Raw genomic sequence first — 14,763 nt, 5'->3', positions numbered from 1 at the left:
CCGAGCGGCTACGGGTGACCGTGAAGCGAACTATCAGTACCAGCGATGCACCGGAAGCTGTCGGCGCGTACAGTCAGGCGGCAACGGACGGAAACCTCCTCATTACGGCCGGACAGCTGCCGCTAACGATAGACGGGGAGTTACTCGACGACGAACCTGTCGACCGACAAACCGAGCAGTGTCTCGACAACGTCAAGGCTATCCTTGAGTCCGAGGGACTCTCGCTTGACGACGTCCTCAAAACGACGGTTTTCCTCGACGACATCGACGACTTCGAGGCGTTCAACGAGGCTTACAGCGAGTACTTCGACGAGGAGCCGCCTGCAAGGAGTGCCGTCGAAGCGGGTGCAGTGCCGAAGGGCGCAGCGGTCGAGATCGAGGCCATCGCGACCACAGAGTGAGGAGTCCGCTCGGATCTACGTCGACAACCGTCGAGTAACGTAGACTTCCGGACAGTACCTTTTTTGGGCCCGAACTCCTGAATCATGCAAATGAGACCGCAGAATCAGCGACTCGACCGCGAGTACGACGATGAGAGTGACGTCTCGCCGGCCGAGATGAACAACTTCAACGAGGAGAAGGCGCGCGAGGGCGCGCGACTTCTGCTCGAGGCAGTCGGCCGCGACCCCGGCGAGCGCAGCCTCTCGGACACCTGGATGCGCCGTGTACCGGCGATGCTGGAGACGCTCACCGAGGGGCGGCGCCCGGAGGAGAAACCGACGATGCGGACATTTGAGACCGAGACGGACAGTCTCGTCGTAAAGACAGGTATCCCCCTCTATAGCCTCTGCGAACACCACCTGCTTCCCTTTCACGGTGTCGCCCACGTCGCATACCGCCCGGAGGAGTCGATGGTCGGCCTCTCGAAGCTCGCTCGTTACGTACGGTGGCGATCGCGACGTCTGACTACGCAGGAGGCGCTGACGAACGACATCGCGACAGGGCTGGCCGACGAGATTGACGCCGCCTGCGTCGCCGTCGAGATCACCGCGACACACATGTGCGAGGCGATGCGGGGCGTCGAGATGTCGACGGCGACGACGACGCGTGAAACCGTCGGCGAACTGTCGACGACTGACCGCGAGCAGTTCCGCGAATCGATTCACCGGGCCGACGCGGCGAACGATCACTTCTGAAGCCCGTACTCGCTTCTATCGCGAACGCGATCAACCCCGTCCAAAGGAACTCGTTTGCCTGCCCCATCATCTCTGCCGACGCTTCCGGATTCAGGAAGAACACCACTATCGTGAGCAGCGACGCCGTGAATCCAACCCCGAAGACGCCGAAATCGAGCTCTTCGACGAACCGTTCGATCGCCGTGTATATCTTGATCATCTATCGTGGCATGCATAGTGGAAAATACTCAATTCTCGGGAGGTATATGACCTATCTTTAAGTAAACGTTCGAGTAGTACATAAAATCTCAATTCTGCGGACGCAGAGAGCTCGATTCGGCGGTGAGAGGAGGTCAAACCCTTACCGGAGGGCGATCGCACGGAACGCCGGGAGCACGCCGGCGGAGGCGGAGTAGGAAACGGCGTACGTCGTTCGGATCGGGCATTCGGAAGTGAGGACGGCCGCGACGGTCAGTCGTCGTTTTCGGCGTCGACACCTCCTGTGACGTCGGTGACTAGTTCGTCACTGCTGGTGACGACGTCGATATCCTGTTCGGCGGTCAGATTCTCGATCCGGTCGGCGAACTGGTCAGACTGGAGGATCTCGTACTCGTTATCTAACCCGAGGTAGACCGTGTAACACATTAGAACGAGGATAACCGCGAACGGGAGCCCCGTCGTGATAACGGCGGTCTGCAGCGCGCTCAGTCCCCCGCCGACGAGCAGCGTCGCGGCGACGGCGCCCTCGGTGACCGCCCAGAAGATTCGCTGAACCTTCGGCACGTCGTGTTTGCCGCCCGAGGTCAGGTGATCGATGACCAGCGATCCCGAGTCGGAGGACGTGACGAAGAACGTGACCACGAGAAGGGTCGCTAGGAGTCCAGAGAGGGCGCCGAGCGGGAAGTTATTCAGCATGACGAACATCGCGATGGTCTGTCCCTGTTCGGCGACGGCCGCCGCGATTCCGCCGTTCCCGACGAGTTCGACCCACAGGGCCGAGCCACCGAAGGTGGCGAGCCAGAGGAAGGAAAACATCGCGGGGAGGAACAGTACGCCTAAGACGAACTCCCGAACGGTCCGCCCCTTCGAGATACGCGCGATGAACATCCCGACAAACGGTGACCACGCGATCCACCAACCCCAGTAGAAGACGGTCCAGCCCCCCATCCAACCCTTAACGGTGTATGCGCCGAGCTGCGAACTACCGCCGATGATACCGGTGAAGAAGCTCAGCTGGAACAGGTTGCCGAGGTAGGCACCGGTCCCACTCGAGAGCGTTCCCAGAACGTACAGCGTCGGGCCGACGATGAACAGGAACGCCATCATGGCGAACATCAAATACAGGTTTACTGTACTCAAGCGTTTCACGCCTCTCTCAAGGCCTGCCGCGACCGACGCCGTCGCGATCGCGGTGATCACAACAATAAGCACTATCTGGGGAACCGTCCCCGTCGGGATGCTCACGAGGCCGAGGATGTCACCGCCGACGTACGAGAGCCCTGTGTTGATCTGCGCCACCCCCAACCCGAGCGACGTCGAGAGTCCGAACAGCGTCGCGAACACCGTCACGAGGTCGATAACGTGCCCTGGCCACCCGTAGATCCGTTCTCCGAGAAGCGGCCAGAAGACCGACCGGAAGGTGAGCGGCAGACCGCGATTGAATGAAAAGAAGGCGAGTCCGAGTCCGACAAGTCCGTAGATGGCCCAGGGGTGAAACCCCCAGTGGAAAAACGTCTGCGCCATCGCCGCGACGGCAGCCGCGGTGGTGCCACCCTCCGCACCGAACGTGGGTGGGACGACCATATATTCCGAGGCTCCGCTGCCGAAGTGCCACATTGGCTCGGCGACGCTGAAGAACATAAGGCCGATTCCCATCCCGGCGCTGAATAGCATCGCCATCCAAGAGAAGTCACTGAACTCCTTCTTGGCCTCCACGCCGCCAATGCGAATTGTCCCGTACTTGCCGAACGCGAAGTACAGGATGGTGACAATGAACAGATTCACCGCCAAGATGTAAAACCAGCCGAAGGTCCCGTTGATGAACGTAAATATCGCGTTGTACGCCTCCGACGCTCGCTTCCCGAGAAGAATTGTCGCTGCGACGAACGCGACGATAATCACCAGCGAGACTGGGAAGACGACGGGATGAACGTCGAAGCCGAACAACTCGATGTTGCTGTCACCCGGTTCGCGATCCGAATCCGGGTGAAAGAGCTCTACTTGTAATCCTGTGGACATCTCTCCCGTGGTCTGGTTATCGTCTGACATGCGGTTCCCCTCGATCTTGATTTTGAAGGCTCGTCATCCAAGCCCGTTGCCGTCGGTAGTTCAGTCTCATGTTCGTCGTCCTTGAAGTCGCGTGCGGTCCAGTTATCTGATACACCGTTTCACCGTCTGCGGTGTGATACTCCACCTCATGGAGGTCAGTCATCGAAGAGTAATAAAACCCCACTCGCAGCTCAGAGCGAAGACTACGGTAGAGCAGCAATATCCGATTGAGAGGGCCCGAAACCCTCTTCGAGCCGCGATTGTTGACGGATCGCCCGTAACGAACCTCACCAATCAAATTGGGTCACTTCCGTTATATGTGTTGTTTCGTCCCCTCTGAACGTGATCGAGGCGAAACAACCGGCAACTGGCGTCCAGTAGTGTTTTCGCCTCCTAATCCGTGAGTTGAATATGGTAAACCTCTCAGCGACGGCCGCGGCCGTACTCGTGCTGTTGCTGTTCGTTGTCGGGATGGTGGCGATGGTCAACGGCTGGCTCTTGGTGGCCGGATTCAGTCTCCTAAGTGTGGCTCTTGTGATCTACTTCCGGGAAACGCGGCTCGTCGACGGCTGATCGGTCGGGTCCGTTATAGAGTGAGGAGGGGCGACGACGGCGACGTGTCCTCTGTTCGTCGGCAGCCATCCAATTTACGTCGTCCTCGTAATGTCACTAACTGGGTAGCCGGCCGCCTCGACTGAGTCGATGATCGACGCTGAGTGTTGTTTACCGTTGGTCTCGACATCGAATACGAGGTACGCCTCGCCGACTTCCAAATCCTCGACGGATCGGTCGTGGCGAACGTTGCGGATGTTCGCCCCTTGGTCGGCAATACGGCCGGAGATATCCTGCATCTTCCCCGGCTGGTCGTCAATGTGCACTCTGAGCTGGAGAAGCTGTCGTCGTTCCGTCAGCGCGTGGACGAGCACCGTCTGCAGCTGCGTCATGTCCAAGTTCCCGCCGCAGAGCAGCGGCATCACTGTCTCGCCAGCGACGTCAAGGTCGTCGCTCAGAAGCGCTGCGACCGACGCGGCACCTGCTCCCTCGACGACCTGCTTCGCTCGTTCGAGGAGCACGAGGATGGCCCGTGCGATATCGGTGTCCGAGACGGTGACCACCTCGTCGACGTTGCGCCGAATGATCTCAAAGGTCGTCTCGGAGATGCCGCCAGTTGCGATACCGTCTGCGATCGTGTCCACCTGATCAAGCGTCACCGGCATTCCCTTGTCTAGGCTCTCGTGAACCGTCTCGGCCCCGGTCGCCTGAACGCCGACGACGCGGGTTTCCGGAGAAAGGTGCTTGACGGCCGTCGAGATCCCCGAGATGAGCCCACCGCCGCCGATAGGGACGACGACGGTGTCGACCTCGGGGCAGTCGTGGTACATTTCGATGCCCAGCGTCCCCTGGCCGGCGATGATGTCCGTGTCGTCGTACGCGTGGACGAACTCGGCATCGGTCCCCTCGACCGCCGACTGGGCCCGCGACATGGTCTCTTGGAAGTCCTTCCCGACGAGTTCGACCGTAGCCCCGTACTCGCGTGTCGCATCAACCTTCGTTTGCGGGGCGTTCTCCGGCATGTAAATCGTCGAGTCGGCTCCGCATTTCGTGGCGGCCAGCGCGACCCCCTGGGCGTGGTTTCCGGCGCTCGCCGCGATGAAGTTATCGACGCCACGGTCGACGTCTTGGCTAATCTTGTTGTACGCTCCTCTAGTCTTGAACGAGCCCGTCCATTGGAGGTGTTCCATCTTCAGGTGTACCTCGGCGTCGACGAACTCACCGAGCGAGGTGCTCCGCTCGACCGGTGTCTGCTTAACGACGGTGTCGTCGTCGAGGCGTTTGGAGGCCCGTTCGATATCTGCGTACCGGACGGGGAGTCCGTCCGAGCTATCATCAGTCATTGGTTCGTGGTTATCTGTCATGTCTTAGACGGTCGGTCGCGACCTATCGCAGAATCTTCTCCCGGCCGGGGTCGAACAGCGGCTCGTCGCGCACCGTCGCGTCGTACAGTTCGCCCTCACAGCTGATCTTCACTGACGTCCCGGCCTCGGCGTACTCGCTCGGCACGTATGTGTAGGCGATCGACTCACCGATCGAGTAACCGTAGCTGCCTGCCTGAACGTACCCGATCGGCTCGTCGTCTCTGAGCACCGGTCGCCCGCTCAGTGCGATGTCGGTCGAGTCGTTGAGCGTAAGGGGGGTGATCCGGGAGTTGATCCCCTCTTCCTTCGCACGTTCGAGAGCCTCCTTGCCGACGAAGTCAGTGTCCATGTCGACCGCGAAGGAGAGACCAGCCTCGAACGGATTCGCGTCGGTGTCGATATCGGTCCCCCAGAGCCGGAACCCCTTCTCCAGACGCATCGACTCCAAGGCACCGCCGCCCATCGGCCGTACGTCGAGATCCTGCCCGGCCTCCCACAGCGTCTCCCAGAGGCGTCGGCCGTACTCGCTCGGCGCCCACAGTTCCCACCCGAGCTCCCCGACATACGAGACGCGCAAGGCGATGACAGGCACCTCGCCTACGTACATTTGCTTCGCACTGAAGTAGGGGAAGCCGTTGTCGGTGACGTCGGCGTCGGTACAGCGCTGGAGCAAGAGCCTGGACTTCGGCCCCCAGAGTCCGATAGTGGACTTCGCGCTCTCCTCGATGTTGACCGAGACGGTCTCCGGGGCGTGCTCCTCAAGCCACGAGCCGTGGATACGAGGCGAACTGCCGCCTCCGGTCGTGACCATATACTCGTCGTCGTCGAGACAGACGACGGTGACGTCCGCGAGGATACCGCCCCCCTCGTTCAGTAGGAGCGAGTAGCGCACCTGACCCACCTCGAGGTCCATGTCGTTGCTGCACATCCGCTGAAGGTACTCACCGCTTCCCTCGCCCGAGACCATGATCGAGCTGAAGGTGGTCATATCGAACATCGACACGTGCTCCCGCGTGTGGAGGTGCTCGGCCCCCTCGATCGGCGAGCGGTTGATCCCCTGCCAGCCGTCCTGTTCGGGGATGCGGTCCTCGTACCGGTCGGCGAGGTCGGCGTTCGTCTCGTACCACTGAGCCGACTCCCATCCGCCGCTCTGCACGAACTCAGCGCCGAGGTCGTGCTGCTGCTCGTAGAAGGGGCTGGTCCGCAGTCCGCGGTGGTCGTCGGGCTGCCAACGCGGTTCCACGATGCTGTACACCTGTTCGTAGCGCTCGGCTCCCCGGTCGACGAAGAAGTCCTTCTCCCCGGCGTGCGGCTCGAAGCGCCGCACGTGGATGGCGCTGGAGTCGACGGGGCCCGAGGGGAGTCGCGGGACGCCGTTCTCCATCCATTCGGCGACGATGCGACCATAGCCGGCAGAGTGAGTCCACCAGATGGCGAGCGCAGTCCAGAGCCCGTCGACCTGCGCCGTCTCGCCGACTGCGGGCATGCCGTCGGGCGTGAACACGAAGATGCCGTTCTCGGTGACGGCGTACTCTTCGTCCGCGCTGGCCGGCAGTAGCTCGTCGAACGCCTGCTTCGCTGACTTGTCCCGATTGGGATGGGTCGGACGCTCCCAGTGTTTCTTCGTGAACCCCCGGACGGACGCCTGTCGATCCTCGGTATTGAGCCCCATCTCCTCCGGGTCGACCGACAGCGCCTCGTGATTGTACGATCCCAGGCCGAGCGCGTCGCCGTGAGTCCGGAAGTACAGTGAGTGATCCTGATCGCGGCCGACGGGGCGGGTCGGCCCCTCGCTCATGTACTCTTGGATGTCGCGATTGCCGGGAACGTCGAGCCCGGCCGTGTTATCGCCGACCGCGGATTGGGCGTCTGCCAACTCCTCCATCGGTTCGGTGACTACGTACTGGTGCTCGACCGGCGCGATAGGTAGATCGATCCCGGCCAGCTGCCCGGTTTGGTACCCCCAGTTGTTCGTCGCGATGACGCACCGCTCGCAGTCGATCCGGCCCTTGTCGGTCACGACTGTCTCTATCTCACCGCCGGATACCTCCAAGTCGGTAACTTCAGTATTGCCGACGAAGGTCGCAGGCGTATTTCGGATGTACCACTGGAGCGTCTCGATGCTGTCGACGCGACCATCGGTCGGCGAGTAGTAGCCGCCCATAATCTCGTCTTCGTTCACGAGTGGGAGCCTCTCGCTAACTTCTTCGGGCGAAAGCAGTTCAGGGTCGGGTAATCCGTAGGAGGTCGCCCACTCGACGCGGCGCTGGAGGAAGTCCATCCGCTCCTCGCTCCGCGCCAGTTCGATGCCGCCGACCTCATCGTACGTCCCGATATCCGAGAGGAAGCGGTTCGTATAGTGAGCCGCCTTTGTCTGTATCTTCGATGGCGACGTCTGGAAGATGATCCCTGGCGCGTGGACCGACGATCCGCCAGTGATCGGTAACGGACCCTGATCGATGACGGTGACGTCCTCGGCTCCGAGCTCCGTCAGGTGGTATGCGATGCTACACCCCACGGCGCCGGCGCCGATGACGACGGTCGTCGACTGTGCAGGAATGTCCCTAGCGTTCATCTCTATCACAATCGATTGTCACCGTCGGTATGTTAAATACACCGGTGCTCTCGGATATCCTCACCCCAAGATCGGTCGGGAGAGCCCCTCTATCGCCGTCGTATCCGGAAACTGGGTGTCCTCACAGGGTCATATATCACGGCTGAATAGCGCATCAACCACAACATGAATGTGAGATGATGTATAACCACTACTCGATTCTCTGGTCGGCCACCAGCAAAGAGCTTCTCGTGGGTAGCGGTGTCGTCGCACTCACCCTTGTACAAGTTCTCGACATCGATCCCAAGGTTCTGTGTACTCCGGCAGAACGCAAGTGTGCGCGATCCGGGTGTGACGGTGGAGCTGGATGTGAGGCGTTGATGTATCTGATGGATCCATTGCCGTTCGTTAAGCGTTGTCCTGTTCGACCGTCTACTCGTCGATAACGAGACTGGCGATCTTGGGAACGGAGTTCGCCTCCGAACTGCGGTTCGTGAGTCGGCGTTAGAACGCCGTTCGTAGGCTCGAACGCGTGCACGGCCCTCTTTTCGGTCGCATGTGCCTCGGTCTGGCGGGTTAGGGATAGCAACCTCCGCGTTTCCGAGGGAATGACAGGGATATCACCGTCATCTCCCTGTCCGTTTCCAGCACTCGCTCGGCTACAATCGTGTCTACCGAGCGACGGTATTCCCGAAAAACATAGCGTGTTCGAGTGTCGAAATGTTTTGGTGATCGGAATGGACCACGAGGATCAGGGTCACTATCCGCGTCTCTGCGCTGTGATCAACTCCTACTCTACTCGGCATGGAGACCCGCTGACCGTCCGCAATTCGCGACGCAGAACTCTCACGACCGTCTCTCACGGCAGGGGCCGATGACAACTTATTTGACGGCGACATTTTACCATATACATGGAATGGTAGAATCCATCTCGCTAGAGATAGCAAAGGATCTGATACAGGCGGCAGAAAAGAAGGCGGAGGAGATCGACAATCCGATGGTGATCACCGTCGCCAACAGCGAGGGGAACCTCGTCGCCCAGCACCGCATGGACGGTGCTTGGCTCGCTTCCGTGAGCATCTCGCGCAACAAGGCGTACACCGCGGCCGCCTTAGAAACACCGACCCACGAACTGGCCGAACCCTCGGAGCCGGGCAACTCGCTGTACGGTCTGCAGACGACCGACGACGGGAAGATCGTGATCTTCGGCGGCGGCTACCCTCTCGAGCGCGACGGCGAGATCGTCGGGACGATCGGAGTCTCCGGCGGTGCCGTGAGTCAGGATCGGGAAGTCGCCGAAGCCGGGGTCGAACGGTGGCTCGACGTCGTTGAAAGTAAATCGATCTCAGCCGACGACTGATCGACGAGAGATGGGAGATACGGCGTCGATCGCTCGATAGGCGCTGAACACCTCGCCTCTCTCAGTTCATCCTATTTCGATCCGCTGAACGTCCGGTCGTGTCGGCCGGCGCTGGAATTCTTTCTGTGTATCCTATTGTCGGCGGCGCCGTCGCCGGGGAGAAATGCGGCCTCTCAGACGAGCCCACGGAGCAGACTCGTCCGCGTCACTTGTGGGGAGGACGTTCTATATCGTGTTCGGATATGGTTTTGAGCAGGTCTGCTAATATCTCGCTCGCGACGTCAAGGAGGTCCTCACCTAAGCCGACGCTCGCCTCGCGCGGGTCGCCGACGACGCCGTTCTCGGTGAACTCGGCCGAGTCGAACGCCAGGTTAACCCGTCCTACCCAGTCTCCCCATCGGCGGCTACCCCCCGTCGCCGCGTCATCGAGACGATCCTCGCGCACGTAGTCCGGATTCGCGTACTGGAGCAACGCCGTCTCCAAGGGGCCGCCGTGTCCCATACGAGAGGCGTTTTCACCGACCTCCTCGAACCACGTGAACGGGACCGCGTACGCATCGTCGTGGCGAGTGATCGTTCCAGCGACTTCCCGGAGAGCGGCCACGTTCCCACCGTGACCGTTTACCAGCACGACGCGGTCGAACCCGTGGAACGCCAAACTTTTGACGATGTCACGGACGTACGACCTGAAGGTCGATTCGGACGTCCAGAGCGTCCCTGAGAACTGCCGATGCTCCTCGGCGATGCTGACGGGTACTGCCGGGGACACGACGACTGGCTCGTCGAGTTGGTCGGCAGCCGTCTCGGCGATCGTCTCCGCGTTGAGGGTGTCAGTACTCAGCGCGGCGTGGGGGCCATGCTGCTCCGTACTGCCGATCGGCACCATCGCCAGATTCGTGTCCGTGTCGCGAACCTCGGTCCACGTCGCATTCTGAATCTGCATACAGTGGTGCTTTCCTCGAAGCGTATAAGATTTCACCTTATCCGACATGTAGGAACTTTGTTGGCATCGGAGGGGAGACGGTGAACCCATTGTGTTTAATCGTTGAGCGTCGTTTCGTTCAGTTATAGTCCGACGTCTCGATCACAGTCTCTGAGGACGCGCCCCCGTCGTCTCGAACTACTGTTCTCCGTCCGTTTCGAGAACCGTGGTATAAATGGGTTCCTTACTACGGGTACACCGTTATGTCGTTCTCTGGAATAGTGACCTACAGTACCATGGGTGTCAGTGGCTCATTCCGGAAACTCTCTCAGGTGATCGAGCGCTACGAGTCGGACGGGGGGGAGATACAGCACGTCGAAGCGCAGATACCCGATCGGGAATCCAAGCAGGGGTTGAACGCGACGCTTGACGTCCCTATCTCTCTGTGTTCGAAGGAGAACTCAGAAGCTGTGACATCGCCGAAGGCGGCGGAAATCACCGACGACGGAGGGCTACAGGTCAAACTCGCCCCATCGGTGTTACCGAATCTAAGTGAGTACGTTCCCGAGGAGATATCGACCGTCGAGAAGGGCGTTCGTGTGGCAGAGGGTGGCACCGTCGTGATGACGATCACGCTCACCTTCGGGGCCGAGATAGAACGACAGCATTCCGATGAGTCGACGCCCTGTACCATGGACTCTCACGCCTCTGCGACGTCTGACGTTACCGAGAACGACGAAGCTGGAGATACGGCGCCGGCCGACGAGCGTGGTGCAACGACTACTGTAGCCGAAACCGATGATCCAAACGGTATTGACGGGCAGACGGGCACCCTGACGGAGGGCACGGAGTCGCCAGGTGACCAAACGGACGGAGAGAACGAACTCGACGGTGTGCGAAACGCGGATATACCGCTGTACAAGGACGAGGAGTGTCTCCAATACTTGTACGATTCCTTCCGCACGTTCGAGGAGATGGCTCAGTGCATCGAAACGTCAGTATCTTCCGAAACTGTCCGTCGATACATGATCGAGGCGGACATCCACGAGCCGTCGACGTATGATACGGTCGGCGAGACCGTGGCGGCCGACGAGAGTTCGGCCACGGAGGACGTTGGTGGCGCCGAAGATGAGACGGACGAGCAGACGGACGTCGGAGAACGGGCCGAGGGAGCACAGCCGTCCCCCGGCATGGAGTCGGTGCAGCAGAGACGGACGGACGAGAGTAATCCGAGCGAATCGCTGTCGGATATACAACTCGTCGCCGACGGGATTGGTCTCCCCGACGGTCTCACAATCGAAGATCTAGTGGACGCGATAGAGTCGTCTATGACGGTATTCGACGTACAAAGAGAGCTAGATCTTAGCAAAGAACGCACGGAGGAGTTGCTGAAACGGCTGAATCTAATCGACCTCGTTAGGTGCAGACTTTCGCACCACTCCGATCAGCAGGTCACTCAGGATGAGATAGTCAACCGAATTCGAAGTAGTACAATGAATAACTGATACTGTTGGCACCTCACCTTCGTCAGCCGTGTGATTCGTGCATCTAGCCATGAATTCACTCGCGAGAGTCACCAGCACCACTCTGTGGCGGTAAAATGCGTTCTCAATGAAACAACGTGAAAGACAGATATCCTATTTAGGAGCCGATGATCTCTTCCGTCAACGACATTAGTCTCGTGACATGGCTTATGAGCTCAAGCCCGCTCTTCCTGAGAGTTGGAGTGGCTGATTCAACGCGGTTTTGGACGTTCTTCGCGTCCTCTCTGTCGGTACCTACTCCTCCCCCTGAGAGTTACCCGTATATATTGATGTGGAGTATCACGGGCGAACTGTTTTTTATGGATGATTCGTTGATGATCGTGTATGACAGAGTGGGACGAATCACGAACGAAGGCGGTGAGTTCCGATATCACAGAGGAATCGAATGCATTACCTGCGAAGTACTTCACTGACCCGGAAGTGTTCGAGATGGAGAAGGACAAGGTGTTCGGCCAGTACTGGGTGTACGCCGGGCACGCCAACTGTATCAAAGAGGAAGGACAGTACTTCACCCGCACCATCGGCGATCGACAGTTAATCATCGTCCGCGGTCACGACGGTGACGTCAAGGCGTTCGACAACGTCTGCGCCCACCGTGGCTCTAAGATGGTCGAGGACACGCCAATGACCGATCCCGGCGACGCGCGACGAATCAAGTGTCCGTACCACCTCTGGACGTACGACCTCGACGGAGAACTAACGAGCACGCCCAAGAGCTTCGAGGAGGCCAGCCTGAACCCTGACCTCGAAGACGACGACGTGCAGGAGTTCGATTCCGAAGAGAACGCCCTGAACCCGGTACACGTGGACTCGGTCGGACCGCTGATCTTCGTCAACCTGAGCGAGGACCCGATGCCGCTGGCGGAGCAGGCAGGTGTGATGAAAGACCGGCTCGAATCGCTTCCGCTCGGAGAGTACGAGCACGCCAGTCGGATCGTCTCAGAGGTTGAGTGCAACTGGAAGGTGTTCAGCAGCAATTACTCCGAGTGCGACCACTGCCAAGCTAACCATCAGGACTGGATCAAAGGGATCTCGCTCAACGAGTCCGAACTCGAAGTCAACGACTACCACTGGGTCCTCCACTACACCCACGCTCAAGACGTAGACGACGAACTGCGAATCCACGACGAGCACGAGGCGCAGTTCCACTACTTCTGGCCCAACTTCACGGTGAACATGTACGGCACCGCCGACGGATACGGCACGTACATCATCGACCCCATCGACGAGGGCCGATTCCAACTGATCGCGGACTACTACTTCGAGGACGCCGACCTCTCGGATGAAGAAGAGGAGTTCATCCGGACGAGCCGGCAGCTCCAGGAAGAGGACTTCGAGTTGGTCGAACGACAGTGGGAGGGCCTCAGAACCGGTGCGCTCTCCCAGGCGCAACTCGGCCCCAACGAGCACACCGTCCACCGATTTCACCAACTCGCTCAGGAAGCCTACGACAAATGAGCTCACAAGACCAAGCGCAGTACGTCGCCGTTTGTCCGGAGTGCGATGTTACGAGGCAGACCGATGCCCCGAACGAAATCGTCGAATTCTACCGGCGTCACTATCGGGTGACGGGGCACGACGTCGAGTTAGAACGCGCGAAGCCGGACCTGAACGGCGAGATCGAGACGGAGAACGATCTCAAGGACGTCGTCCGTCAACTCGAAGAACAGTACGAAAACGGCGTTCCCATAGGCGTCGTCGCGGCAGTGATGAGCGAGCGGGGGAAGTCGGTCAAGCAAACTCTGGACGAGATTCACGAAATACGAATGAGCGGCGGACTATATGAACCGCAGGACGACCATCTAGGGGCGTTCTGATCTCCCCGACCGTTCGCAACCAGCTCGGAACGAACAGTAGATGAACGAGAGCCGTCCGGACCAGTCGTTCGACACCAGTTCCCCCCTGACGAATCGGTCTTCGGGCTCGGAGGGTCGAACGGTCCACGTTAATTTTCGCGCTACGTAGCGTCGAAATTCTGAGGACGCATGCGAACGATCTATCGACTTAGCCTGGATCCGTATCTCGACTCGGTCGGGTCGCCGTACGACCATTAACGCCTGAACCTACCTCGAAGTCCGTCACGCGACAAAACCCGGGGCCCGTTCTGTCGAGAGGAACGGGGAGGCCGCCGTCGATACCCGGGGGATATAATGACACTCCATATCACGGGTGAACCCTTTTTGTCGAATCCCCCAACCTAGGAATTGTATGACACAGTGGAGAGAATCCCAGACGAAGGCTGTCAGCCCTGATATCACGGCGAAGTCGAACGCGCTACCGGCGAGGTATTTCACCGATCCGGAGGTGTTCGAGATGGAGAAGGACAAGGTGTTCGGCCAGTACTGGGTGTACGCCGGGCACGCCAACTGCATCGAAGAGGCGGGGCAGTACTTCACCCGGACCATCGGCGATCGACAGCTAATCGTCCTCCGAAACGACGATGGTTCGATTGAGGCGTTCCACAACTCCTCGCCCGAGGAAGGGCAGAACCGCGTGGCCGAGACGCCAATGACGGAGCCCGGTGGTGTCGATACCGATGAACTCGCCGGGAGTGAAGAGGTACACGTGGACTCGATCGGACCGCTAGTCTTCGTCAACCTGAGCGAGGACCCGATGCCGCTGGCGGAGCAGGCAGGTGTGATGAAAGACCGGCTCGAATCGCTTCCGCTCGGAGAGTACGAGCACGCTAGTCGGATCGTCTCGGAGGTTGAGTGCAACTGGAAGGTGTTCAGCAGCAATTACTCCGAGTGCGACCACTGCCAGGCCAACCACCAGGACTGGATCAAAGGAATCTCGCTCAACGAGTCCGAACTCGAAGTCAACGACTACCACTGGGTCCTCCACTACACTCACGCTCAAGACGTGGACGACGAACTGCGAATCCACGACGAGCACGAGGCGCAGTTCCACTACTTCTGGCCCAACTTCACGGTGAACATGTACGGCACTGCCGACGGATACGGCACGTACATCATCGACCCCATCGACGAGGGCCGGTTCCGACTGATCGCGGACTACTACTTCGAGGACGCCGACCTCTCGGATGAAGAAGAGGAGTTCATCCGGACGAGCCGGCAGCTCCAG

12 protein-coding genes are annotated in these 14,763 nt (G+C 59.7%); 8 read left to right on the top strand and 4 right to left on the bottom strand.

What is annotated here, in order from left to right; all coding sequences use genetic code 11:
* The first annotated feature begins 20 nt into the window (after positions 1 to 20).
* Both ACFQEV_RS08030 and folE read left to right on the top strand, forming a co-directional pair.
* Complete coding sequence (locus ACFQEV_RS08030) at positions 21 to 401, top strand: Rid family detoxifying hydrolase (protein WP_379694621.1); 381 nt, start codon at positions 21 to 23, stop codon at positions 399 to 401.
* Positions 402 to 557: 156 nt separating this feature from the next.
* The gene (gene folE, locus ACFQEV_RS08025) at positions 558 to 1,136 is read left to right on the top strand and encodes a GTP cyclohydrolase I (RefSeq protein ID WP_379695223.1); all 579 of its coding nucleotides are present in this window, start codon (positions 558 to 560) and stop codon (positions 1,134 to 1,136) included.
* A gap of 450 nt (positions 1,137 to 1,586) precedes the next feature.
* Here the strand turns inward: folE and ACFQEV_RS08020 are convergent, their stop codons facing one another.
* The gene (locus tag ACFQEV_RS08020) at positions 1,587 to 3,383 is read right to left on the bottom strand and encodes a BCCT family transporter (RefSeq protein WP_379694619.1); all 1,797 of its coding nucleotides are present in this window, start codon (positions 3,381 to 3,383) and stop codon (positions 1,587 to 1,589) included.
* Between the two features lie 411 nt (positions 3,384 to 3,794).
* Here ACFQEV_RS08020 and ACFQEV_RS08015 point away from each other — a divergent pair, with 411 nt between their 5' ends.
* Positions 3,795 to 3,956, top strand: coding sequence for a hypothetical protein (locus ACFQEV_RS08015; RefSeq protein ID WP_379694617.1), 162 nt, complete (start codon positions 3,795 to 3,797; stop codon positions 3,954 to 3,956).
* A gap of 74 nt (positions 3,957 to 4,030) precedes the next feature.
* Here ACFQEV_RS08015 and ilvA read toward each other — a convergent pair whose 3' ends face one another.
* Both ilvA and ACFQEV_RS08005 read right to left on the bottom strand, forming a co-directional pair.
* Positions 4,031 to 5,278 carry a threonine ammonia-lyase gene (ilvA, locus tag ACFQEV_RS08010; RefSeq protein ID WP_379694614.1) on the bottom strand — a complete coding sequence of 416 codons (1,248 nt, stop codon included), beginning with the start codon at positions 5,276 to 5,278 and terminating at the stop codon, positions 4,031 to 4,033.
* A 43-nt stretch (positions 5,279 to 5,321) separates the two neighbouring features.
* Positions 5,322 to 7,874 carry a GcvT family protein gene (locus ACFQEV_RS08005; RefSeq protein WP_379695221.1) on the bottom strand — a complete coding sequence of 851 codons (2,553 nt, stop codon included), beginning with the start codon at positions 7,872 to 7,874 and terminating at the stop codon, positions 5,322 to 5,324.
* 895 nt (positions 7,875 to 8,769) lie between these two features.
* Here ACFQEV_RS08005 and ACFQEV_RS08000 point away from each other — a divergent pair.
* Entirely contained in the window at positions 8,770 to 9,213 is a 444-nt protein-coding gene (locus ACFQEV_RS08000) for a GlcG/HbpS family heme-binding protein (protein ID WP_379694611.1), read from the top strand.
* A 205-nt stretch (positions 9,214 to 9,418) separates the two neighbouring features.
* Here the strand turns inward: ACFQEV_RS08000 and ACFQEV_RS07995 are convergent, their stop codons facing one another.
* Positions 9,419 to 10,156 carry a creatininase family protein gene (locus ACFQEV_RS07995; RefSeq protein ID WP_379694609.1) on the bottom strand — a complete coding sequence of 246 codons (738 nt, stop codon included), beginning with the start codon at positions 10,154 to 10,156 and terminating at the stop codon, positions 9,419 to 9,421.
* A 275-nt stretch (positions 10,157 to 10,431) separates the two neighbouring features.
* Here ACFQEV_RS07995 and ACFQEV_RS07990 point away from each other — a divergent pair, with 275 nt between their 5' ends.
* The 4 genes from ACFQEV_RS07990 to ACFQEV_RS07975 all read left to right on the top strand — a co-directional run.
* Positions 10,432 to 11,640, top strand: coding sequence for a DUF8073 domain-containing protein (locus tag ACFQEV_RS07990; protein ID WP_379694607.1), 1,209 nt, complete (start codon positions 10,432 to 10,434; stop codon positions 11,638 to 11,640).
* A gap of 363 nt (positions 11,641 to 12,003) precedes the next feature.
* Entirely contained in the window at positions 12,004 to 13,137 is a 1,134-nt protein-coding gene (locus ACFQEV_RS07985) for an aromatic ring-hydroxylating oxygenase subunit alpha (protein ID WP_379694605.1), read from the top strand.
* Entirely contained in the window at positions 13,134 to 13,496 is a 363-nt protein-coding gene (locus ACFQEV_RS07980) for a hypothetical protein (RefSeq protein ID WP_379694603.1), read from the top strand. The genes ACFQEV_RS07985 and ACFQEV_RS07980 overlap by 4 nt, the downstream gene beginning before the upstream one ends.
* Positions 13,497 to 13,887: 391 nt before the next feature.
* The coding region (locus ACFQEV_RS07975) for an aromatic ring-hydroxylating oxygenase subunit alpha (protein ID WP_379694600.1) at positions 13,888 to 14,763 on the top strand (876 nt) is incomplete at its 3' end.

Origin of the sequence: Halopelagius fulvigenes (assembly GCF_042662625.1) — an archaeon.
Classification (GTDB): Archaea; Halobacteriota; Halobacteria; order Halobacteriales; family Haloferacaceae; genus Halopelagius; species Halopelagius fulvigenes.
Note: the sequence above shows the minus strand (reverse complement) of the source record. Positions and strands in the feature narration are given on the sequence as shown.